The sequence below is a fragment of the Asticcacaulis endophyticus genome, from assembly GCF_014652575.1.
GTDB lineage: Bacteria > Pseudomonadota > Alphaproteobacteria > Caulobacterales > Caulobacteraceae > Asticcacaulis > Asticcacaulis endophyticus.
Genome location: NZ_BMZB01000006.1, coordinates 109,289 through 132,249 on the forward strand (window position 1 = coordinate 109,289; position 22,961 = coordinate 132,249).

16 protein-coding genes are annotated in these 22,961 nt (G+C 58.4%); 6 read left to right on the plus strand and 10 right to left on the minus strand.

The features are described 5' to 3' along the window. Nucleotides 1–62: 62 nt before the first annotated feature. From IE102_RS16195 to IE102_RS16230, 8 genes are all read right to left on the minus strand, one after another. Nucleotides 63–1,379 carry an APC family permease gene (locus IE102_RS16195; protein ID WP_189488622.1) on the minus strand — a complete coding sequence of 439 codons (1,317 nt, stop codon included), beginning with the start codon at nt 1,377–1,379 and terminating at the stop codon, nt 63–65. After that, nucleotides 1,376–2,890 (minus strand): S10 family peptidase, encoded by a 1,515-nt coding sequence (locus tag IE102_RS16200; RefSeq protein WP_229807818.1) that lies wholly within the window; start codon nt 2,888–2,890, stop codon nt 1,376–1,378. The genes IE102_RS16195 and IE102_RS16200 overlap by 4 nt, the downstream gene beginning before the upstream one ends. 8 nt (nt 2,891–2,898) lie before the next feature. After that, nucleotides 2,899–3,288, minus strand: coding sequence for a RidA family protein (locus IE102_RS16205; protein ID WP_189488624.1), 390 nt, complete (start codon nt 3,286–3,288; stop codon nt 2,899–2,901). Next, the gene (locus IE102_RS16210) at nt 3,266–5,368 is read right to left on the minus strand and encodes an amidohydrolase family protein (protein ID WP_189488632.1); all 2,103 of its coding nucleotides are present in this window, start codon (nt 5,366–5,368) and stop codon (nt 3,266–3,268) included. The genes IE102_RS16205 and IE102_RS16210 overlap by 23 nt, the downstream gene beginning before the upstream one ends. A 13-nt stretch (nt 5,369–5,381) precedes the next feature. Further along, on the minus strand, nt 5,382–6,353 hold the full coding sequence (locus IE102_RS16215; RefSeq protein WP_189488634.1) for an ornithine cyclodeaminase family protein: 972 nt from the start codon (nt 6,351–6,353) through the stop codon (nt 5,382–5,384). After that, nucleotides 6,350–7,864, minus strand: a complete 1,515-nt coding sequence (locus IE102_RS16220; protein ID WP_189488636.1) for a S10 family peptidase — start codon at nt 7,862–7,864, stop codon at nt 6,350–6,352. Before IE102_RS16220 ends, IE102_RS16215 begins: the two co-directional genes overlap by 4 nt. A gap of 147 nt (nt 7,865–8,011) precedes the next feature. Then, nucleotides 8,012–8,497 carry an Lrp/AsnC family transcriptional regulator gene (locus IE102_RS16225; protein ID WP_189488638.1) on the minus strand — a complete coding sequence of 162 codons (486 nt, stop codon included), beginning with the start codon at nt 8,495–8,497 and terminating at the stop codon, nt 8,012–8,014. A gap of 6 nt (nt 8,498–8,503) precedes the next feature. Further along, complete coding sequence (locus tag IE102_RS16230) at nt 8,504–9,940, minus strand: S10 family serine carboxypeptidase-like protein (protein ID WP_189488640.1); 1,437 nt, start codon at nt 9,938–9,940, stop codon at nt 8,504–8,506. A 367-nt stretch (nt 9,941–10,307) separates the two neighbouring features. Here IE102_RS16230 and IE102_RS16235 point away from each other — a divergent pair, with 367 nt between their 5' ends. The 6 genes from IE102_RS16235 to IE102_RS16260 all read left to right on the plus strand — a co-directional run bounded on the left by IE102_RS16235 (nt 10,308) and on the right by IE102_RS16260 (nt 22,496). Then, the gene (locus IE102_RS16235) at nt 10,308–11,540 is read left to right on the plus strand and encodes an aminotransferase class V-fold PLP-dependent enzyme (RefSeq protein ID WP_229807819.1); all 1,233 of its coding nucleotides are present in this window, start codon (nt 10,308–10,310) and stop codon (nt 11,538–11,540) included. 115 nt (nt 11,541–11,655) lie between these two features. After that, entirely contained in the window at nt 11,656–13,347 is a 1,692-nt protein-coding gene (locus IE102_RS16240; protein ID WP_189488644.1) for a M61 metallopeptidase family protein, read from the plus strand. A gap of 27 nt (nt 13,348–13,374) precedes the next feature. Then, nucleotides 13,375–15,075 carry a M61 metallopeptidase family protein gene (locus IE102_RS16245; RefSeq protein WP_189488646.1) on the plus strand — a complete coding sequence of 567 codons (1,701 nt, stop codon included), beginning with the start codon at nt 13,375–13,377 and terminating at the stop codon, nt 15,073–15,075. Between the two features lies 1 nt (nt 15,076). Beyond that, nucleotides 15,077–16,567, plus strand: coding sequence for a M61 family metallopeptidase (locus tag IE102_RS16250; protein WP_189488647.1), 1,491 nt, complete (start codon nt 15,077–15,079; stop codon nt 16,565–16,567). Nucleotides 16,568–16,942: 375 nt separating this feature from the next. Beyond that, entirely contained in the window at nt 16,943–19,939 is a 2,997-nt protein-coding gene (locus tag IE102_RS16255) for a TonB-dependent receptor domain-containing protein (RefSeq protein WP_229807820.1), read from the plus strand. A 136-nt stretch (nt 19,940–20,075) separates the two neighbouring features. Further along, a complete protein-coding gene (locus IE102_RS16260; RefSeq protein WP_229807821.1) occupies nt 20,076–22,496 on the plus strand; it encodes a beta-galactosidase in 2,421 nt (806 codons plus the stop codon). Here IE102_RS16260 and IE102_RS16265 read toward each other — a convergent pair. Beyond that, nucleotides 22,483–22,629, minus strand: coding sequence for a hypothetical protein (locus IE102_RS16265; protein WP_189488649.1), 147 nt, complete (start codon nt 22,627–22,629; stop codon nt 22,483–22,485). The two genes, IE102_RS16260 and IE102_RS16265, sit on opposite strands and share 14 nt — an antisense overlap. 77 nt (nt 22,630–22,706) lie before the next feature. Continuing rightward, nucleotides 22,707–22,907, minus strand: coding sequence for a hypothetical protein (locus IE102_RS16270; RefSeq protein ID WP_189488650.1), 201 nt, complete (start codon nt 22,905–22,907; stop codon nt 22,707–22,709). Nucleotides 22,908–22,961: the final 54 nt, after the last annotated feature.

Below are 22,961 nucleotides of genomic sequence, written 5' to 3' on the forward strand. Positions count from 1 at the left end.
GGGCAATTCTTATGTGAAGTGCTAAGGGTCAGACCCGGTTTTCGCATAAATTACATCGTATTCTACGGGTTGCGGGGCTGATTTATCCTTGAGCGAACCGCCCAGTAGATGACGCCGATCACCGCCCAGACTGCCAAAAGGCCGTAAGGGCGCACATCGGCTTCGATACCGGCAAGTATCACCACAACCGCGCAGGCGGCCCCCAGATAGCCCAACCACAGCACGGAATTTTTCTTCCACTTCAAACCCGCATTAGCGTGCAGTTCGGGGTGATGCTTGACCAGATTGGTGGCGGAGATCGAGCAGGCCATATATTTCAACATGGTCGGGATATTGACGGCCAGCAGCAAAAACACCAGATCATCTGGCAAAAAGATACCGGCAAGGCCTGCGCCCCAGCCGATCAGGATCGCCATATAGGGCGTGCCGAATTTCGGATGAATCTTATTGAACACGGAGGGCAGGGCGCCTTCGCGGCCCATAGCAAACAACGAGCGCGAAAAACCGAGCGCCAGACCATTGAGCGACTTCATGATCGAAATGGTGGCGGCCCCGATGATGACGGGGGCTGCCCATGGGCCAAGGGGAATTTTGGCGGCGTCCAGCAGTGGGGTTTTGGTACCCGCCAGCGCGTCCGGCCCGATCAGGCCCAGCGCCGTCACCGCCACCAGACCGTACACCACCAGCGTCAGCAGCACGGCCAGCACGATGCCGCGCGGCAGGGTTTTTTGCGGGTTTTTGACCTCTTCGCCGATTTCGACGGCGGCTTCGATGCCGAGAAACAGGGAGATCATTAGCGGCACACAGGCCAGAATGGCGACCCAGCCGTGACCGACGATCGGCTGGATGAGATCCATGCTGGTCATCGGCAGGCCGGTGAAGGTAAAGGCCGCCAGCACGATCAGCAGCAGACCCATCAGCACGGTCTGGATACCCGACGCGATCGACACCCCGAAATAGTTGAGCGCAAAGGCAATGGTAATCGCCGCAGCCATGGTCGGTTTACGCGGCAGGTCGAACGCCATGCTTAAGTAACTGACCAGCACCGACGACAGCACAATGACCGCGCCGACATTGGCCACGATCCGCAGCCACGCAATCATGAAGCCGACAAATGGGTGGATGAACCGGCGCGGCCATTCATAGGACGCCCCCGATGTGGGCAGGGCTGAGCCCATGAAGGCGTAGGATGAGGCAAACAGCACCATCGGGATCGTAGCGATCAGCATGGCGATCAAAAGGCCGGAACCGGCGACCTGAGCTGCCGGTTGCAGCACCGAGAAAATCGACACGCCGATGGCGCTGCCCGCGCCAAACATGACCACGCCGGTCAGGCCGACGTTCTGTTTCAGGAGGCGCGAAGGTGTTGGTTCGGTCATGGGGCGGTACTCGAAGCGGTGATAAAGGTGCGAAGATCGGCCGACAGGGCCTTACGGCTATCCGGGCCCATATAGGGCATGTGGCCGGAGTCGTAGGTTTTGAAGGTGACGGCTTTCAGGTCGATCCCTGAATGCGCAAGGGTGTATTCGGCGGAACCGAGCGTGGTCACCAAATCATAGACGCCGGTGCCGACCATCAGTTTAAGCGACGGATTGCGGCGCATGGCGATGGCCAGATCGGTGGCATAATTCTTTGACGGCGGCGTACCGGCCCCGCCACCCCAGTCCCAGCGGGCATTGACGGTACGAAACTCAATCGCCTTGTAGGGCGCATCGATTTTGACGCCGAGATTCTGGGTGAAGTGGGTATTAAGGGCGGCCAGATAACCCGGCACATACTGACCCATGGCCGGATCATCAGCGACCGGATCGCCGCCGGACGATTTGAGCGGCAGGGTGTAGCGGCCATCATACATGCCGATCTGGATGTTTTTCGAGGCCAGCACCTCAGAGGCAAATTCATTCAGACTGACGCGCAAGTTTTGGCGCACGATATAGTCTTGCGTCAGGCCGGTCAGCGTCGACAGCTTTGCGGCCACGGCGGCTTTTTCGGACGGCGTGGCGCGATCACCGAGATAGAGCGCGCGCAAATAGTCTCCGGCGGCAAAGGCCTCGGCCTCGCTGATCTGTTTGGACAGCGTGGTCGCAGACTTATCGACGGCGCCGTGATACCAGGCGGTGGCGGCCATGGTCGGCAGGCCCGTAAGATAAGCGGTGTCGCCCTTGGGGGACATGTCCATCGCCTGACCCAGCAGGATAACGCCGTTGAGCGTCAGGCCGGTCATGGAGCCGGTTTCCGAGGGCCCTCCGGCCAGAAGTTTAGCTAAACGTGCGGCGCGGATGGTGCCGTAGGATTCGCCGACCACAAATTTGGGGGCACCCACGCGATCATATTGGCGCAGCCAGCCCTGAATGAAGCCAGCGGTGATTATGGCGTCCTGTTCCACGCCGAAGGCTTGGGATTCTTTACCCATGACCACTTGCGAATAGCCGGTGCCGGGAGGGTCGAACAGGACGATATCGGCGACATCAAGCGGGCTGTCCGGGTTGTCGGTGATCTTAAACGGCGGGGTGGTTTCGGGCTTCACATCGTCAGTGAAGGCGACGCGCTTTGGGCCCATAATGCCCATGTGCAGCCAAACCGAGGCCGAACCGGGGCCGCCGTTGAAGACGAAAATAACCGGCCTGACCGTGCCTTTGGGTGTGTCGGTGCGGATATAGCTGGTGGCGACGATCTGGGCGATAGCCTGACCGTCTGCGCCCATGATCGGGGTTTGTTCGACCACGGCCTTATAACGGAGGGTCTTGCCGCCAAAGTTGCCGGAATGTTGGGTTTCAAAACGCATCGGTGCGGATGTCGCCGCGGTCTGGGCGAGGGCGGGGGCTGTGCTGATCGGGGCTGCCATCAGCACGGCGGCCAGAACCCATTTGGAGGCTGCGGTTTTCATCATCTATCCCCTCATTTTACGTTTTTTAGGCTGACTTCGATTTCGACCTGCGCGCCGTAGGCCAGGGCTGATATCCCAAACGTCGTACACACCGGCAGGCACAGAGGCTTGAAATAGAGCCGGTAAATCTCAAATACCTCCTCTAGACGGCCAATATCAGTCAGCATCAGGCGGCATTTGAACACATCATCGAATGTGGCGCCGACCGTCTTTAATGAGGCCGCGACATTGCGCATCATCTGCTCGGTTTGCTCGGCCAGAGTGTCAGGTACATTCCCGTCATCATCGTCGCCAATATGGCCGGACAGGTGCAGGATGCCGCCGGTTGAGACAGCTTCTGATGCCGGAAGGTCGAAATCGTAAGGCCAGTAAGCAATATCAGTAGTGGAAGTGGGCGCCATCGGACTCTCCGTGATCAGAGTGATCGGATGCGGCGACCGGGCTGTCGGGCTTGGTCACCGTGGGCGCCGTGGTGAAGGGCGTGATGCCGAGCGCGTCATAGATCTCGTTCGGGAAATAGACAAAGCCGCCCTTGAGCACCATGCGGGTTTCACGCAGCGCGCTTAAGTCCTGGGTCGGATCGCCTTTGACGAGGAAAAAGTCGGCCAGCTTGCCGCGCTCAATCGTGCCCAGTTGCTGGTCGCGGCCCAGATAGACTTCCATGTCGTAGGTGCCGACCTTGAGCGCCTCCGCCGGGGTCATGCCGGCCTTGACATAGAGTTCCAGTTCGCGCTTGACCGAGAAGCCGAGCGTATCGTCGGTGCCCGGCAGTAATTGGATACCATTATCATGCAGCATCTTCATAATATCGACCAGCTTATCAAAGGCGGTGAAATAGCTGGCGTCTTCGGCAGCATCTTTCAGCGGCACATAGGTGCGCTTGCGGTAGCGCTGATAGCCGATAGGCATGTTCTTGAGGTACCACGCATCGGCCGGATTGACCTTGCCCGCGCGGCTGAGCATCAGGCGCTCAACGATCACGGCGGTGGTATCAAGGCCCATGCCCTGAGCCTTCATGGTCGCAACCGACGCCTGAACCGGGGCGGAATTGAGATCAAGCGTGGCCGCGCGGGCAAGGGCCGTCAGCCGCAGCGGCGTGCGGGTGTCCTCGCCGTCTTTCAGCAGCCAGCCCAGCACTAACTGGTTGATGTGCGTGATTTCGTCATAGCCGTCTTTCATGCCGCGATCAGGGCTGTAAAAGGCGGGGATATGACCGACCACATCCATGCCGAGGCGGTGGGATTCAGCGGCGACGGCGGGAATCCAGTCGGGGTTGAAGCTGTTGTAGATTTTGAGCTGATAATAGCCGTGATCGGCGTACCAGCGCACAGCCTTCATCGCCTCATCTAATGACGACACCACAAATCCGTGGTTGGCGGAATAGGGGCTCTTGCCTTCGATAAAGCCGTTGCGGACGATGCGCGGGCCCGCGACCGTGCCTTCATTCATCAGGCGGATCTGAGTATCCAAAAAGCCGTTATCATTGCCCATGTCGCGCACCGAAGTGACACCTGATGCGAGCAGAAATAGCCCTGATGAGCGCGTGGTGTGGGAGTGCATGTCGTGCAGACCGGGCACCAGCGTGCCGCCTTCACCATCGATGATGGTCTCATCTTTTGGGGCGTTGGTCGCGGCCTCCGCTTCGGGCAGGATGGTGGCGATGGTGTCACCATTGACCACGACGCTGGACAGCGCGCTAAGCCTGCCGGTTTTGGGGTCGAGCACCCGCACATTTTTGATACGCACCGGCCCGTCAAAGCGGTGGCCCAGTTCGGCCTGAAGGGTCTTCTGGCGCTCGGCCTCCAGTTCGCTGTTGAGCTTACCCAAGGCTTTGATCTCGGCCTCATAGCCTTTGCGCACCATATTGCCGGCGGCGAACAGTTCGTTTTGCTCATCGAGCAGGATATAGGCGGGGGCGAGGTCGAGGCCATCCAGACGGTAGATGGTGACCGCAATCGCCTGATCGCCCTGACCGACATCGAGGGTTTTGATCGCTTGCAACCGCGCCGATCCGCCGGGCAGGGTCTCGGCGGTCTGGTTCGGCTGGGTCAGCAGGTAGCGGGCATATATGGCCAGGTCGTATGGGTTGGAATCGTTGACGATATAAATCTTGGGGGCTTTCAGCGCCATCTTGCCTGAATCCGCCTGTGACGACCAGGTGAATGTTGTGCCCTTGATGGCAAAGGTCTCATTGACAGCGCCACCCATCAGGGAGGTTCCGGCAACCGTACCTGCGACCGGAAGGCCCTTATCGTTCAGGGTGATGGTTTGCTTGTGCTTGGGGCCACGGCCATTGTCATCAACGACGTAGTCGATATTGAGGGTTTTGCCCTTATCGGCAGCGGTTTCCACCACCTCGACATGGCCGACATTCTCGCCGTTCTGGATGATGACAAAGCTGGCGTCAGCCAAGGCTGCGGTCGCAAAGCCTAATCCAAACACGGTCGTCAACAGGGCGGAACGGATCAGGCGTCGGGTCATGGCAGATACTCTCTTAAGCGGTGGCTTTGGCGTGGATATAGGCGGCGGAACAGAGATCCTGCACGACATGGCCCAGCGATTTGTAAAAGGTGATATCGGTATCGCTGCGGCGGCCAATGACCGTACCGTTCAGGACTTCGCCGATTTCCGCGACAATGTGGTCGTCGCTAATCAGACCGGCCTCTTTGGCGACCAGAAATTCAGCGCCTGCGGCCAGCACCGAGCGGCGGCTGTCGGCAATATAGCGTGAGGCGACGACAAGATCGTTATCGACCTCGACCGGGCCGGGGCCGGAGGAGCCGACGATATTCAGGTGGGTGCCGTCTTCGACCCAGTCTCTAAACAGGATCGGCTCAGATGACCCGGTGGTGGTGCAGATGATATCAGCCCCTTTGCAGGCATCGGGGGCGGAGGCGACGGCATAGACCCTCAAGCCCGTGGATAAGGCCATGTCGGCGGCGAAATTGGCCGCCTTATCATAGTCACGCGCCCAGATGCGCACGTCCTCTAAATCGCGGACATGGCGGAGGGCCTCGATGTGGGATTTGGCCTGAGCTCCCGCGCCAAAGATCGTCAGGCGTTTGGCGCACTTGCGCGCCAATGCGTCGGTCGCCACGGCAGAGGCGCAGGCCGTGCGGATTTCGGTGACTTCGCCCGCATCAGCCGAGCAGACTAACTCTCCGGTTTTCGGATCAAACACGATGATCAGGCCATGATGCTTTGACCTGCCCGGATTTTCAGGATTACGCACGACCGAAATGATCTTACCGCCATAGATGCCGAGTTTATCCGCCGCGGCCTCATCCATCAGAAACCCTGGCATAAGGGCCAGAACCTTAAGCGGCGCCAGTGGAATGATGGTGCGCAAGGGCTGGGGCGCTTCGGAGGCTGAGAACGCCGCCATCGCCAGCCGCACGGCCGCGATGCAGCCGGGATAATCCAGCCATTTTATGACGGCGGTGGGATCATAGTGGGCGTAACTCATTGGCCCTCCTTAAGGAAGGCGCGGATATCAACGCCCAGTTTTTCCAGCGCCTTTGAATTGGAATAGTTCATATGCCCGCCTTCGTAATAGGTCAGGCGGGTATTGGCCTTGGGCCATCCGGCCTGTTTCAAAAGGTACTCCGAGCCGCCAACGGTGGTTTGGGTGTCGTACCAGCCGACGCCAACCATGATCTTCATCTTCGGCTGGGTTTTTAGCACATCGGTCAGCATCGAAAAATAGGGCCAGTCGCTAAACGGCCCCTTGCCATAGCCCCAGTCCCAGCCGTCCAACCCGCCGGTGACGGGGCTGTTGGTCAGATATTTGACCTCGGTTTTGATGTTCAGAAAATCGCGGGCATAAGGAACAAAGCCATTAATCATGGCATTGGGGGCCACACTTGATGGATCACCCTTATCGAGCGGGCCTGTGTAGCGGGTGTCGGCCATGCCGATGATCAGGCCTTTGTCCTTAAACAGCAGGCGGCGATAGGCTTCCTTGGAAATGCGCAGGCGGGCATCGGCAAAGGTTTTGGCGGGAACACCCGTGAACCCTTCCAGCTTTTTTGCGACCGCATCGCGCTCCGCGTCAGGCAAATCGCCGCCGCGATAAAGGGCCGCGAGGTACTCGGTGTCGGCAAAGCTGCGCGCCTCGGCCACAAAAGCCTCAAGCGACAGCCCGCGGGTATCGACCGCCTTGTGATACCAGGCGGTGGCGGCCAGCGTCGGGAGCGACACGACATAGGAAATGATATTGGTCGGACGCTGGACATAATCGACGATATTGGCGGCCTGCCCAAACAGAACGACCCCGCCAAGGGTCAGAGGTGTCTCATCCTCAGCCAGCTTTTTGGCGATCTGCGGGGCGCGCATGGTGCCGTAGGATTCGCCAAAGATATAGACGGGAGAGGCTTCGCGGCCGCGCGATTTGACCCACTGGGTGATGACCTGCGCGAACTGCTCACCATCGGCTTCGACCGAAAACCAGTCTTTCAGGTCAGTGCCGGGCAGGGGGCGGCTGTAGCCGGTGCCCGCCGGATCAATGAACACCAGGTCGGCGACCTCAAGCGGCGCATTGGGGTTATCGACCAGCTTAAACGTAGACGGATCGGCGCTTAAGTCATCGGGCATATGCACGCGCTTAGGGGCAAAGGCACCCATGTGCAGATAAACCGACGGGCTGATCGGGCCGCCGTTAAAGATGAACATCACCGGGCGGTTCGCGGTCTTTGATTTGGCCTCATAGGAAAAGGTTACGACCGACAAAGCGTCACTGCCGGACTTATCCTTGACGATATAGGGGGCAGCGGTGGCGGTATAGTCGATCTTTTGGCCGCCAAACGTGCCCTTGTGCTTGGTGACTACGGCGTCACCAAACGCGGCGGGCGCGAAGTTTTCAGCCACAGATGGCGGCGTTTGCGCGAATGCGGGCAGGGCAGCGCCTGCACATAAGATGAGGGCTAGCGCGCCCACTACGGAATTTTGGGCGGCTTTACGGACGGTTCGCACAGTCATGATCAATTCCCCTGCTCATGTTTTGTGACAGTTTCGCAAAGGTACGCTACGCTGCCTTACGCGAATAAATATGTTTTTCTCATCGGGCCGGTCAGTGACGCGCGCATAAAATCCGGTTGCAAATGAGACTACCGGGTTAATTCATGCTCAAAGGGCTTTAGACCCGCGCAACGGAATGGCGGTCGTTGATTTTAGCTCAGTCAGGGTCACGGTCGATTGTATATCGACCACGCCCGGCAGTTTCAGAATCACGTTGAAGATGAACTTTTGATACCATTCCATGCTGGGGGCCACGACCTTGAGCATGATGTCCTTTTCGCCGAACAGGGAATGGCACTCCAGGATTTCAGGCGTGATCTCAATTTTACGCAGGAACTCGGCGCGCTTTTCGTCGGTCAGGGTGGTCATCTTAAGGTAGGCAAACAGCATCAGGGACGCACCGAACTTATGGCGATCCAGCAGGGCGACCTGGCCCTTGATATAGCCCTCATCCTTAAGGCGTTGCAGCCGGCGCCAGCACGGTGATTGCGACAGGCCCACCCGGTCAGCCAGGTCGCTGGTCGACAGGGACGAGTCTTTCTGGATCTGCTCCAGAATACGGATATCTACGCTCGATAACGGTTCTTCGGCCATGACACTTTACTCTTTGATAAAGGCTCTGATCTGATCGGCCTTGGCCGTCAGATTGTCAGCGGGGTTAAAGACCGAATGGCCGGTGGCATAGGCGTTGAACGTGACGCGATCCAGCGGCATGTCGGCATGTTCGATCTCATAGCGCGCCGCCCAAACGGGCGTGGCCAGGTCGAAATAGCCGCCAACCACCATCATCTTAAGGTCGGGCCGGTCTTTCATCAGGGTGGCCAGATCGGGGGTGACGTTCATCACGAACTGCCGGTCCTTGTTCATATCGTCCCAGTTCCACTGAAAGTTCAGCTCTAGCGACAGCGACACATAGTCGGTGGTGGCCGGAAAGTTCAGCTCATCCTTAAGGTAGCGGGTGATCAGGGGCGATGTGATGATATTGGATTTACCAAGGCCCAGTGACGGATCATTAGCGGCGGCGGGGCGGTTCGGATTGGCAGGCGGGGCTATGGGAGCCACAACCCGCATATCGAGCCGGCCGGTCAACTGGTCTTTGTCGGCGTTGAGGGCTTCAAGGTAAGTCTGGCTGCCGACGCGCAGATTGGCCGCGAGTATCGTCTCCACCGGCAGGCCGATCAGGCCGGACAGGCCCTTGGCCACGTCGGTTTTTTCCGCATGTGTGATCTGCGCGCCTTTGAGCAGGGCCGGGGCGTAGGTCGAGATCGCAAAGCTTTGCGCGTCGTTGAATATGGCCTCAAGGCTGCGGCCTTTTCTGTCGATTTTGTTGTGGTGCCAGGCGCCTGCGGCCAGGGTCGGTAGTTCCAGAACCTGCCCCATGTCGCGCGATTCTGACATATTGAGCGACGGCGAAATCAGGATCAGCCCTTTGAGATTGGGTAAGGTTTTGTCCTTGGCGATCTGGCCTGACATGACCGCCAGCCGGTAGCCGCCATAGCTTTCCCCGGCAATATAGAGCGGAGAGGTTTCGCGACCATTGGCTTTGAGCCATTTGGCAATCAGGCCGTGGACGGCGGCGGCATCGTGATTGACGCCTAAGAAACTGCGCAACTCATCGGCTTTAAAAACACGACTAAGGCCCGTCCCCGGCGGGTCGATAAACACCAGATCGGCGGCATCCAGCAGGGTATCGGGATTGTCGATCAGGGCGTCTTTGTCGCGGATGCGCGGGCCGAACGCCGACATATGCAGCGGGGATGATGACGCTCCGGGGCCGCCATTGAAAAAGACGATGACGGGGCGTGTCGCCTTATCGCCGTCGCGGACATAAGAAATGGCCGACAGGGAGACGACGGCTTCGCCTTTATCGTTTTTCAAAATCTCTTCGGTAAAACCGGCGGTGTAGTTAAGGGTAGTTTGGGATTGAGTCAGGGTGCGTGGGGTGGTGACGTTGATCGCGTCCTGGGCGGTTGCGGGCGATAACATCAGCCCCAGCGACATGGCAATTGCCATCACAGATGCACAGGCGCGTCGCATACTCAGGCCCCTTCTTGATATGCTGATCGTAGGTGGAAACATTAACACCGCTTGGGGGTAGTTTGTCGCTTTTTTGGCGGAGTGGTAGCGGTAAAATGTATAAATCATGCAGGATTTGAAATTTATACGCATTTATTAGTCTGCGCTGCGTTTTCTTAACCGGCATAAATCATGCGCCGTCGGATGGTTTTTGTGGCCGCAGGGGCGCTTATGTCATCAAAATAGATGCAGTTGGGCTAAAAATTTCAACGATTGCTTATATCATCATCCCCATACTGAGTTTTGAGCAAGGGTCATCCTTATGCCGGTAACGCGTCGTGATTGGTTAAAAACTGCGGGGGTAGCATCGGTGGGAACTGTGGGCGCAATGGCCAGTATGGGGGCCGCATTTGGCGGAACCGCAACAGCGCATACCGCTGCCGCACCGGCGACAGACCCGTTTGCCGGGCCGGATAAACCCGTCAGCTTTCCGGATAAGACCTCGTTTGGGCCGATGGAGGTGACCTACCTCAATTCCGGCACCATGCATCCGTTCAGCACAGGCGCAAAGGCGGCCTTAGAGGCCTATCAGGCCAAGCGCTTTATGGACCCGGCCTTTCAGGGCGTGCAGCTTAATGAAAAACGCGTGCTGGAGAAATTCGCCAAGCTGATCAATGCTGAGGCCGACGAAGTCACATTTGTTCAGTCCACGACTATGGGCGAAAACATGATCGTGGCGGGGCTGGGGCTGGCGGATTCAAAAGCCCGGATCGTCACCGACACCCTGCATTTCTTTGGCTCGATCCCGCTCTATGAGGAACTGGCCAAACAAGGTTGTGAGGTGGTCTGGGTGCGCGACCGCGACGGCCGCATTGACCTTGAAGACATCAAAAAGGCCATCACGCCGGGCACCAAGTTTGTCGCCCTGTCGCTGGTCTCGACCATCAATGGCTTTGAGCACGACCTTAAGGCTGTGTGCGATCTGGCTCATGCTCAAGGGGCGCTGGTCTATGCCGACATCATCCATGCGGCGGGCTGCGTGCCGGTCGATGTCAAGGCGACCGGCGTCGATTTTGCCGCCTGCGCCAGCTATAAGTGGCTGATGGGCGATTTCGGCATGGGCTTTGTCTATGCCCGTAAGGACGTGCAAAAGCTGATCAAACGCCCGTTCGTCGGCTATTACGGCATGAGCGCGTTCAAAAGCCATATCTATCCCTATGATACGCCGGGGGATACCATTGCCGACTATGCCTTTGATGACGGGGCGCGCGGCTTGTTTGCGGTCGGCACCAGCTCAGAATCCCTACTGGCCCAGCTTGATTATTCGTTGGGCTACATCCTGACCAATGGGGTGGACCGTATTCAGGCCCATGCCCAGACTTTGACGGATCACCTTAAGGCTGAACTGCCCAAACGCGGCTACAGGCTGATGACGCCTACGGATGCGAAAACACCGATGGTGGCCTGCGTGCTGGAAAATGCGCGCACAAAGCTTAATCCGGCGCTGGAGGCGGCTAAGATCAGGATCACCGTGTCTCAGCACCGTTTCCGCTATTCGGTGTCGGTATTCAACGATCACGCCGATATCGAGCGGGCCTTAGCGGCGCTTCCCAAAATCTGATAAAGCTCTGATATAAGCCATTGTGGGCATAAAGTTTCCGGCTTACGGGCGCAATTCGCAAAGACGTGCCTGCGCTACCGTGGAAATATACGCGCAATATGCAGGGGATTTGCACATGAAATCTAAGATCGCCGCCGCCTTTGCCATGATGAGCTTGATGTCCGTGAGTGCTTTCGCGCAATCAGCGCCGCCGAAACTGGATATCCTGCTGAAACCCCACGCGACCGCAGCCGGGGCCGGTGATTATGTCGATGTGACCATAAAGCTTGAGGCCCCGAAGGCCGCCGCCGGTGACACTTTGGCGCGGTTGCCGCTGATGATCGTGTCCATGCCGGGCATTAAACTTGACTCCAAAGACCTTAAAGTGACCGATGCCAAAGGCACTGTGGCTATAACCCAGGCCGATCAGCCCGCCACGCCGCAATGGCAGTACCGTCATTTCAATGCGGGCCGGGCGACGGAAGGCGACGTGATCCTGACCTACCGTGCCCATGTGCGCGAAGTCTCCGGCACAACCCGTATGGGGCCTCTGTTTGATCTGCGCGGTCAGCTCGGCGGGGTCAATGGCGCGGGCATGACCTTTCTGGCCCTGCCCGATAAAAAGACGCCCTATAGCGTGACGCTCAACTGGGATATGTCGGCTTACCCGGCGGGTGCCAAGGGCGTGCATAGTCTGGGGGAGGGGCAGGTCAAGCAGATTGCCCCGACCGACCTGTGGAACTTCAGCTATTACTATGCCGGCAACGTCCAGACCTATGAAGCCGATGGCTTTTCGATGTACTGGACGAAAACCCCGCCGTTCGACACCGAAACTGTGGCGCAGAAAATTGGTGCGCTCTACGGACAGATGACGACGTTTTTCAAGGCTGAGGGCGGAAGCTACCGCGTCTTTGTGCGCGAAAACCCGTTCAGCGGCATGGGCGGCACGGCTCTGGCGTCGTCATTTATCTTTGGCTATGACGCGGGTAATCCCCCGACCTTGGATCGGCTTCAGGCGCTGCTGGCCCACGAAATGGCCCATAACTGGCTGAAAATCGGTGGCGAGCATGGCGATTCAGCGTGGTACACCGAAGGCACGGCGGAATATTACTCGATCATGCTGGCCCAGAGAGCTGGTCTTTTGACCCCGGCTCAGGTCGGTGACATGATCAATGACCGGGCGTTCAGCTATTGGTCCAATCCGTTGAGCGCGCTCAGCAATGCCGATGCGGCGGCCGCGTTCTGGAAAGACAACAGCGCCCAGACCATCCCCTATGGCCGCGGGCTGTTGTACCTGATCAATACAGATGCCAAGATCCGGGCGGCGACCGGCGGGGCCAAAACGCTGGATACGATGGTGCAGGCCATGATCGCCAAACAGAAAGCCGGTGAAACGCCCGGCATCGAGGTCTGGCTGGCGCTGGTCAGCGCCGAGATCGGGGCAACGGCCAAGACTGACTATGACGACATGGTCGCGGGTAAGTCCCTGATCCCTGTAGTCGGTGCCTTGGGGCCCTGTTTCAGCGTGGTGCCCGCAACCGTGCGCCGGTTTGATTTGGGCTTTGATCAGCCGTCGCTCGATAAAAAGCTGATCAGCGGTGTGCGGGCCGGATCAGCGGCGGAGACAGCGGGGCTGAAAGACGGTGATGTGGTCATTGAGGCCACCAGCGTGTTTGACGCCCAGCGTACCCAGACCAGCCCGATGACGCTGAAGGTCAAACGCGGCGAGGCGGTGATCGACATATCCTACTTGCCGCGCGGTGAGGCCGTGGCCGCCCATCAGTGGCAGCGCAAAACCGATGTGCCAGACATCGCCTGTAAATTATGATGCCGCCTGTAAATTGTGAGACGCAATATGCGTAGTTTTTTTCTGAGTGCGTCCCTGATGGTTTTGGCAGCCGGGGCGGTCGCTGAGCCGCTGAAACTCGACCTGACTCTGACGCCGCAGGTGTCGGCGGGTGCCGTCACCGGCTGGTCCGTCGAGAGCCGCTTTGACACCACGGCGGGCGATCCGGTCATGCGCTTTACGATCCCGAAAACCCTGGGGCCGTTGCAGCGTATTCCTGACCGCCTCAGCCATATCACCGCCCACGATGACAAGGGGCTGCTTAACCTGACGGCATCGGACGGCACCGGCTATATGGGCGCACCGGCGCAGATTTTCACGACCGATCGCGCGCCGGTGGGCGATGTGATCCTAAGCTATGATGTAGCAACTTCGCAGGAAACCATTTCCGGCCCGAACTGGGAATTGCGCGCAGAGGGGCCAGGGTCGAGCGCACAAGGATCATCGATCCTGCTGCTGCCCGATCAGGAAAAACCCTATGAGGTTAGCATCCGCTGGGATCTGAAACAGTTGCCGCAGGGGGCGCGCTCGATCACGTCTTATGCGCGCGATCCGAAGGCGGTGACCGAGCCGATCAGCCGCCTGCGTCAAACCTATTTTATGGCCGGAAATCTGATCTCCACCCCCGATGACTTGACGACGCCGAGTGTGTTCCGCGCCGCCTCGACTGCCATCAATAACCACCCGCAGAAGCCGCTGCTCGACTGGTCATCCGATGCCTACACGCGCATGTCGGGCTATTTCGGATTCTCATCGCCGCCGCCGTTTACGGTGCTGATGCGCTCCAACATCTATGGCGGCACCAGCGGCACGGCAGGCCCGGAAGGCCTGATTGCGACCATGGCCCCGCAGGCAAGCGAACTGGGCATTAAGAGCCTGATTTCCCATGAAATGGTCCATGTCTATCTGCATGGTCTGATGGAAGCCGATGACAGCGGTCGTAATCCGGATGCCGGCTGGTTTACTGAAGGCATTGCCGTCTACTATCAGCGCCGCGCCCCGTTCATGACCGGCCTGTTTACGCCCGATCAGTTCCTGGAGGATTTTAACGAAACGGCGCGCGCCTATTATTCCAATATCCGCATTAACGTTGCGATGTCTGAGGCGATCAAGAACTTCTGGACCGATCCGCGGCAGCGCATCCAGCCCTATAACCGCGGGTCGATGTATTTCCATGTGCTTGACGGTCAGATTCGCGCCAAATCGGGGGGGGAGCGCACGCTGGATGATGTGGTGCGCGCCTATCTGAAACGGCACAATGACGGTTTGTCGGTGACCGAAAAAGACTGGATGGATTTGCTGGTGGCGGAACTGGGTCCACAGGCCAAAACCGAGTTTGAGGCTATGATGAACGGTGCCGTGCAAATTCCGGCGTCGAACGCTTTGGGGATATGTTTTAAACGCGTCGAAACCCGGATGCCGGTGTTTGAACTGGGCTTTGAGATGTCGAGCCTGATCAACCGGCCGCGGGTGATTGCGGGTCTCGATCCGGTCTCTCCGGCCGCGAAGGCAGGTCTAAAAGACGGCGATGTCGTCACCAATACCCTGATTATCGACGCGATTCAGGACGACCCACGCGAGCCGATCACCTTGAAGATCGAGCGCGACGGGCAAAAGCATGACATCACCTTCAGCCCGCAGGGGCGCCTGACCAAGGGCTATCTGTGGCAGCGGGTCAAAGGTGTTTCCGATAAAAAGTGTGCGGTGTAACATGATCAAGGTTTTACTCCCCATCGCCGCCGTTCTGGCCGCGGGTGCCGCTCAAGGGCAAGTGCTCGACATGACCTGGAAGCCGGTGCGCAATGCGGGCGGTGAGGTCTCGGCTATCGAAGTCACGCAGGTCGTCAATGGTGTGGCGGGCGATAAGCCGTTTGGGCTCAATGCGCCGGTAACCTATGCCGCCGTGACCGGCGTGGCCGATCGTATTACGGGCCTCAAGGTCACCGACCGCGACGGCGAGATCAGCTTTACCGTGTCGGAAGACAAGCCCGTCTCCGGCGGCTTTCCCTATTACCGCCACTGGACGGCCACGCGCGCCATCACCTATCCGGTAACGGTCAGCTATAGTGCGCTGGTACAACCGCCAAACAGTCTCGGCGGCCCGGCCTTTGGCATCCGCCCGTCAGGCGGTGGGGTGTCAGGATCGGGCGGTGGCTTTCTCATGCTGCCGGAAAATGCCGGAACGACGAGCTCAAAAGTCACCTGGGACTTAAGCGGACTTGAGGCCGGATCGGTCGGGGTGACCACCTTTGGCGAAGGCGCGTTTGAGCTCAAGGGCGCGCCACAGGCTTTGACCGGCGGCTGGCTGATGGCCGGGCCTGCCCAGCATTACGCCATTCCCGGAGATAGCCATTTCAATGCCTACTGGCTGGGGGCGCTGCCGTTCGATGCCGAGGCTGAGATGGTGTGGGCGTCGAAGGCCTATAAGGTGCTGTCCACCTCATTCAAATATATGGACCCGGCGCCGGATTACCGGGTGTTTCTGCGTGGCCTTAAGACCCCGCCGTTTGGCGGTGGTACGGCGCTGGGCAACTCCTTCATGTTTTCGATGAGTGAAACCGCCCAAAAAGATATCCATGACATCCGCATCACCATTTTTCACGAAATGGGCCATCAGTGGGTCGGTGGGATCGAAGGCGGGGTGGCCGACAACTGGTTCACCGAAGGGCTGAATGTCTATTACACCACCATCCTGCCGCTGCGGGGCGGGCTGGTCAGCTTGGACGAATATGCAGCCCTTTTGAATGAGCAGGTCGCCAACTATTACACGTCACCGGCGCGCAACTGGTCGGCGGACAGGATCGTCGGTGTCGGCTTTGGTGATGAGAAAATCCGCCACACGCCCTATGTGCGTGGCGCGCTGTACTGGGCCGATCTGGATGTCAAAATCCGCGAGAACTCCAAAGGCAAACGCACTCTTGATAGCTTCCTGGCGCCGATGTTTGCGGCACGCCATAAGGGCGAGCGTTTTGACCGGGCCTATTTCGAGGCCATGCTGACGGCAGAACTGGGGCCGCAGGCGGTTGCCGATTTCCGCGCCATCAATATCGACGGCACTAAAACGATCGATCCGTCGCCCAAGGCGTTTGGGCCGTGCTTTACGCGTAAGGCCGCACAATTGCCCGGAAAAGACGGCGTGGTGGACGGTTTTCAATATATCCGCCTGAAAACCGTCGCGAATAAAAAATGCGCACGCTGGTAACGGGGCATAGGCCGCTTCAAGCCTGATTGCCGGGTTAGGCATCACCGCAAACGGTTGCCGGGCTTGAGTGTGTGGGCATAATGACACAGCAAACCTTACGTCATTTCCATTTGTGGTGAGATTGACACAGTGATGGTTTGGTGAATAAAAATTGCCTGTGCGTTTCGCTAACCGAATAAAAATTTTGTGTCGCTATTGTGACGACATTAATAAAGGCATGAAAAACCCGCATCCGAGCCTTAACGTCTGCATCAGAGGCATTTTTTGCTTTGCGGGTACAAAGGGCCTCCTTTGTTAACGGTCGAACCTCACGGCAGGGGATAGTCATTGCCGGTTCGGGCGATCCGCAGGGTTAAAGGCAAGAGGGATATGAGAGTGACCAATCGTAACAAATTAATGGCATCGACGATTTTTGGCGGCAGCCTTTTGATGTCGACCCTGATGGCAACCGTGAGCTATGCGCAGGACGCTGTGCCGCCCGCCGAAGACGAGGTTGTGCAGGAAGTGGTCGTGACCGGATCGCGTATCCGCCGTTCAAGCACCAAGACGTCCGCGCCGTTGACCATGATCGATGCCCAGACCCTGACGGATCGCGGTGTCGTGCAGGCGGGCGAAATGCTCAACCTGACGACCTCGATCTCCGCATCCTTCCCGCTGGCCGATGGCACGGGTAATGATGCAGGCACCGGCCAGCAGTTCCCGAACCTGTTCGGCATGGGTGCGGGGCGTACCCTGACGCTGGTCAATGGCCGCCGCTTTATTGCCTCGCAATCAGGCATGGACGGCAACGCCGTGGACACTAACATCATTCCGTCGGGCCTGATCAAGCGCATTGACGTGGTTCAGGCCGGTGGCGCGGCCGTTTATGGCTCTGATGCTATCGCTGGCGTCATCAACTATGTGCTGAAGGACGATTTCGAAGGCGCGGAACTGGATATCCAGACCGGCACGTCGTCACGCGGTGACTATAACAAGAACGCCATTCGCGCCACGTTCGGCCACAATTTCGATAATGGCAAAGGCAATCTGGCCTTTGATGCCGGCTGGTCCAGCACCGACCCTCTGTACTGGAACGACCGTCCGCGCAGCGCCCTTGGCCGCGTCAACGTCTCCAGTGGCAATACCAACCCCAGCGACGGCATTCCGACCGTACGTGAAAACCTTGATACCCGCTTCTGGTCGTTCAACACCAATGGCGTGATCTTCGCGACCGCCCCGGCACCGGCCCTGAACCCGGACGGCACGCCGCGCTTTATCCTGAAAAGCAACGGCACCTACACTCAGTTCAACGATGCGGGCACCGGCCTTGCCGCCTATGATTCCGGCACACCCGGCGGTATTCCGTTCTCGTCCGGCGGAGATGGCTTCAGCTACCGCGAACTGGCCGCCCTATACACCGGCGTAGAGCGCAGTACCGCGACCCTGATCGGCCATTACGACCTGACCGACCGCGTCAAGCTTTATGGCGAAGTCACCTATGCTGAGGTCGAAGGTTACGACCCGTACCAATCCTATCAGTCGAACACGGTGCTGAACGCGCCGGCGACTGGTTCGGGCTACATCGCCTTTACCCGCAACAACGCCTTCCTGACACCGGACACGATTACGGCGCTTACCACCGCGTCGCCATCGTTTGGGGCCGGTGCGCCTCTGTTCATGTCTAAGATCTGGGCTGATCTGTGGCCGTCGCGGGCGGGTGAGTACATCACCGAAAGCTACCGGGCCCTCGGTGGCATTTCCGGTGACTTTGATGCCTTTGACCGTAACTTCTATTGGGATGTGTCCTACAGCCGTGGCGTCACCGAAGGCAAGAGCCGCGGGTGGGGCACCATCACCGCTAATCTGGCCAAGGCCGTTAATGCGGTGAAAAACTCATCGGGGCAGATCGTCTGCGCGGTCAATGCCGATGTCTCGACCACCAATGATGACGTGGCCTGCGTGCCCATCAACATGTTCGGTACCGGCAATGTCACCGAAGCTGGCCGTGCCTATGTCTCGGCAGAAGTCGGTTCGGACTATAAGAATACCCAGGATGATTTTCTGGCGACCATCGGTGGCGATCTGATCAACCTGCCCGCCGGTATGGTCAACTTCTCGCTGGCCTATGAGCACCGCAAGGAAGAGGCCGAGTTTAATCCGCTGCCTGCTAACCTCAATGGCACGGTCGGGGCGGGCACGAAAACCCTGGCGACCCAGGGCGAATATAAGACCGACGAATATTCCGCCGAAGTGCTGATCCCGATCGTGGGCGGCGACTTCACCCTGCCGTTCGTGCAGGCTCTGGAAGTCAGCGGCGCCTATCGTTATGTCGATCACTCGATCGCGGGTAACGAAGATGTCTGGGGCGCCGGTATCCGCTGGCAGGTAGTCGATTCGTTCGCCTTCCGCGCCAACCAAAGCCGCAACTTCCGCGCGCCGACCCTGACCCAACTGTTTGCCCCGACATCGACAGCGCTGGGCAGCGTGGGGCAGGACCCGTGCGATTTCCGTTACATCAACTCCGGCCCGGCACCTGCCACCCGTCTGGCCAACTGTCAGGCTGAATGGACGGCCGCCGGACGCAATCCGGCAGCGCTTACGACCTTCCAGAACGACTCGACCAATTTCTCCTCAGCTATGGTCACCACCGGCGGCAATGCTGATCTGAAGAACGAAGTGTCGGAAACCACGACCTACGGCTTTGTGTTCCAGCCGACCTTCCTGAGTGGCCTGACGGTTGTGGTTGACCGTTTCAAGGTTGAACTGGAAAACGGCCTGTCGGCCTTTGCGCCAGTCAACTTCATGTCGACCTGCTATGACTCAAGCGTGCGTCCGGTGGATGTCTGCTCAACCTTTACCCGTGATGCGACCACCGGCAATGTCGTCACCGCCGTGACCACCACCTACAATGCCGGTCAGGTCAACATGGAAGGTGAGATCTATAACGTCAATTACACCTTCCCGCTGGGTAAATACTTCGGTGACCGTGATCTGGGCCGTCTGGAACTGGGTATGGAAGCCACCCATCTGGCGCTCTATGAAACCTCCGTTACTGGCTTTGATCTGACCCGCACCGATGGCACGACCCTTCAACCGGAATGGACGACACGCGTTGACGTTAACTGGTCCAAGGGCCCGTACCGCGCGTCCTATTCGGCCTTCTATCTTTCCGAAGGCAAGGTCAACCGCACCGACACCATCGAGAACACGCCGACGCCGAACATCGACGCCAACCTGCGCCACAGCATCTCGGCTCAGTATGATGTCAATGAAAAACTGACCGTACGCGGCGGTGTCACCAACCTGACCGACGAAGAACCTTCCTATCCGACCCTGAACTACGGCGACATTCTGGGCCGTCAGTACTATGTCGGCCTGAAAGCCAAGTTCTAAAACGCCTTAAACGGCAAGACAATGAAAAGCGCGGGCTGAAAGGTCCGCGCTTTTTTGTGTCTGGTTGTGATTATAAATGATTGCATCTGCTTCGTGATCCGGCCCATAAAGGTGAAAACAAAACAGGAGCAGGGACATGAAGGCATCGGTAGCGATCAGTGCGATGGTTTGGGCTTTAGCGGGGGGCGCAAGCGCCGAAACCCTGACGCTGGACGCCAGTGCACCACCCCTGGCACCGGTCGAGGGCACGCTGAAGATGGGTGCAAATCGCGCGCCTGATGGCACCGTTATCTCCGTCAATAACCAGTATTTGATGATCGGCGGCAAGCCGGTCGTGCCGGTCATGGGCGAGTTTCACTACAGCCGCTTTCCGCGCGCCTATTGGGAGGAGCAACTCCTGAAAATGAAGGCGGCGGGCGTCAATGTCATCGCGACCTACGTCATCTGGCAGCACCACGAAGAACAGGCTGGTCAGTCGGACTGGGACGGCGACCTTGATCTGCGCGCGTTTATTGAACTGTGCCACAAGCACGGGCTTTATGCGTACCTCCGGCCCGGACCGTGGGTCCATGCCGAGGTGCGCTTTGGCGGCATTCCTGACTGGGTCGTTGATTCCGTGCCGACGCGCTCCAATGATCCGACCTATCTGTCTTACGTCGAAGCGTTTTACAGCAAGGTGGCGGAGCAGTCCAAGGGCCTGCTGTGGAAGGAAGGCGGGCCGGTCATCGGCGTGCAACTCGAGAACGAATACAACCGCAATGGTTATCTTCAAGGACGCGACCATATCTCAAAGCTGAAAGAGATCGCGTTGAAGGTCGGGCTGGATGTGCCGCTCTATTCGGTGACGGGCTGGGATAATGCAGTCTTCCCACGCGGAGAAGTCATTCCGGTGTTTGGCTCCTATGTCGATGAGCCGTGGTCGGCGTCGGCCACCATCCTGCCGCCGAAGTCGAGCTATATGTTCCAGTTCGGCGTGCGCAATGAAAAAGGGCTGGGGGCGCAGGGCTCAACCTCCACACAGGATGACGGCTCACGCGATACCGACATCACGCCGTTTTTCGGGGCGGAATATGGCGGTGGAGTGCCGACCATGTACCGCCGGCGTCCGTTGATTGCGCCTGATGATATCTCCAAGATGACCCTGACCAAGATCGGCTCAGGCGTGAACCTGATGGGCTATTATATGTTCCAGGGCGGTCAGAACCCACCCGGTGCGCCGACCCGCGAAGAAACCGTGGCGACTGGCGGCTATAACGATATGGCCAAGCTCGGTTACGATTTTCAGGCCCCGCTGGGTCAGTACGGTCAGGCCCATCCGGTGCTGAACCAATTGAAACCGATCCACTATTTCCTTGAAGCGTTTGGCGATCGGCTGGCACCAACCCATACCTATGCGCCGGTGGTGCAGCCGACGGGTTCGGACGATCTGAACACTCTGCGCTGGTCGTTCCGGGGGGATGGGCAATCCGGCTTTGTGTTCGTCAACAACTATGTTCGTCAGTACGATATGGGTGCGCATGAGGACGTCCGTTTTGAAGTCAAACTGGCCGGTAAGGTGGTGACCCTGCCGTCAGCGGGCGTGGATATCGACAATGGCGATAACTTCATGTGGCCAGTCAATTTCGACCTGTCGGGGATCAATCTCAACTGGGCGACGGCCCAGCCGGTGACCAAAATCACGGACCATGAGGGCGATCTCTATATCTTTGCCCGCAGCGGCGATATCGCGCCGGAATTTGCCTTTGCAGCCGACGTGACGGTCAAAGGTAGTAAGCTGAAAGATGGTCTGCGCATTGTCTCGGCCAAGGCGGGTACAGGATCGGTGATCCGTGCGACTCAAGCCGGCAAAACCTCGCGCATCCTACTGTTGACGGATGATCAGGCGAAACATCTGACCAGGGTCGATCTGGGTGGTAAGGCTCATGTGGTGCTAAGCGACGCCCATGTGTTTGGTAATGATCAGGGCGGGTTTGACCTGCGCCAGACGGGTAAGGCTGATTTCAATTTCAGCATTTATCCGACGCGCGATAAGGCCCCGAACGGCAATGTGGCGCTGAAAACCGGCAAAAAAGACGGCATTTTCACAGTTTATCAGGCCAAGCTGCCCGCCAAAACCCTGACGGCCGAACTGACGCCGCTCAGGCCCGCCCAGAAAGCGCCGCCGCTTAAAACCTACGGGCCGCGCAACACGCCGGTAGTGCCGGAACCGGAAAGCTTTGCCGCGTCTGCCGCATGGACGATCACAGTGCCATCTGATGCCCTGAGCGGGGTGGCTGATGCGTACCTCGATATTGCCTACCAAGGCGATGTGGCGCGGCTGTTTTCAGGGGCGCGTCTGATTGACGATGAGTTCTATAACGGCCTGACCTGGCGGATCGGCCTGAAACGCTATGCGGGGATTATCGATAAGCCGCTAACCCTTACCATCATGCCGATGCGTGAGGATTCAAAGGTTTATCTTGATGCCAGCGCGCGCCCGCAGTTTACGGACGGACAGGTGGCTAAGGTCACTTCGGTGACCCTGACACCGGAATATGGCCTGACTATAAGGCCATAAGGATAAACAGCCCAAGCCCCATGACACCCGCCACGCCCAAGGCGCAGATACGGGCGATTTGTTCAATGTCATTGACCGAAAGGGCTGTGGCATGGCGGCTGCGGGTTGAGATGAGCGCGTTGGAATGTGACATGACTACCGCCTTTTGAGTTGTGATTTATGGCCTGATGATGTCGCTGCGGGCCATAAAATCTCAATGGGGTTTAGAGGTCAGACGATCTCGATAATCAGGCCGGGCGAATCGGGCGTGGCCTTGGCTTCTGCGGGTGGTGCGGGCTGTGCGGCGGTGGTGACCGTTGATACCGATAACCACGCCACGATTAGCACCACGTAGGCGACGACAAACCATTTCAGTCGGCGCATATCAGCCAGGGTGGGGGCGGGCATTTCATCTGAAGTGTCGTTTTGCATATCCGATCTCCTTACCTTTTCAGGTTTCGTGGCCGGATAGTGCGCTGCGCGGTG

Bases quoted from the DNA above. Each gene is read 5' to 3' on its own strand.
- IE102_RS16195 (WP_189488622.1), bottom strand. From the start codon at position 1,379: ATGACCGAACCAACACCTTCGCGCCTCCTGAAACAGAACGTCGGCCTG.
- IE102_RS16200 (WP_229807818.1), bottom strand. From the start codon at position 2,890: ATGATGAAAACCGCAGCCTCCAAATGGGTTCTGGCCGCCGTGCTGATG.
- IE102_RS16205 (WP_189488624.1), bottom strand. From the start codon at position 3,288: ATGGCGCCCACTTCCACTACTGATATTGCTTACTGGCCTTACGATTTC.
- IE102_RS16210 (WP_189488632.1), bottom strand. From the start codon at position 5,368: ATGACCCGACGCCTGATCCGTTCCGCCCTGTTGACGACCGTGTTTGGA.
- IE102_RS16215 (WP_189488634.1), bottom strand. From the start codon at position 6,353: ATGAGTTACGCCCACTATGATCCCACCGCCGTCATAAAATGGCTGGAT.
- IE102_RS16220 (WP_189488636.1), bottom strand. From the start codon at position 7,864: ATGACTGTGCGAACCGTCCGTAAAGCCGCCCAAAATTCCGTAGTGGGC.
- IE102_RS16225 (WP_189488638.1), bottom strand. From the start codon at position 8,497: ATGGCCGAAGAACCGTTATCGAGCGTAGATATCCGTATTCTGGAGCAG.
- IE102_RS16230 (WP_189488640.1), bottom strand. From the start codon at position 9,940: ATGCGACGCGCCTGTGCATCTGTGATGGCAATTGCCATGTCGCTGGGG.
- IE102_RS16235 (WP_229807819.1), top strand. From the start codon at position 10,308: ATGGCCAGTATGGGGGCCGCATTTGGCGGAACCGCAACAGCGCATACC.
- IE102_RS16240 (WP_189488644.1), top strand. From the start codon at position 11,656: ATGAAATCTAAGATCGCCGCCGCCTTTGCCATGATGAGCTTGATGTCC.
- IE102_RS16245 (WP_189488646.1), top strand. From the start codon at position 13,375: ATGCGTAGTTTTTTTCTGAGTGCGTCCCTGATGGTTTTGGCAGCCGGG.
- IE102_RS16250 (WP_189488647.1), top strand. From the start codon at position 15,077: ATGATCAAGGTTTTACTCCCCATCGCCGCCGTTCTGGCCGCGGGTGCC.
- IE102_RS16260 (WP_229807821.1), top strand. From the start codon at position 20,076: ATGAAGGCATCGGTAGCGATCAGTGCGATGGTTTGGGCTTTAGCGGGG.
- IE102_RS16265 (WP_189488649.1), bottom strand. From the start codon at position 22,629: ATGTCACATTCCAACGCGCTCATCTCAACCCGCAGCCGCCATGCCACA.
- IE102_RS16270 (WP_189488650.1), bottom strand. From the start codon at position 22,907: ATGCAAAACGACACTTCAGATGAAATGCCCGCCCCCACCCTGGCTGAT.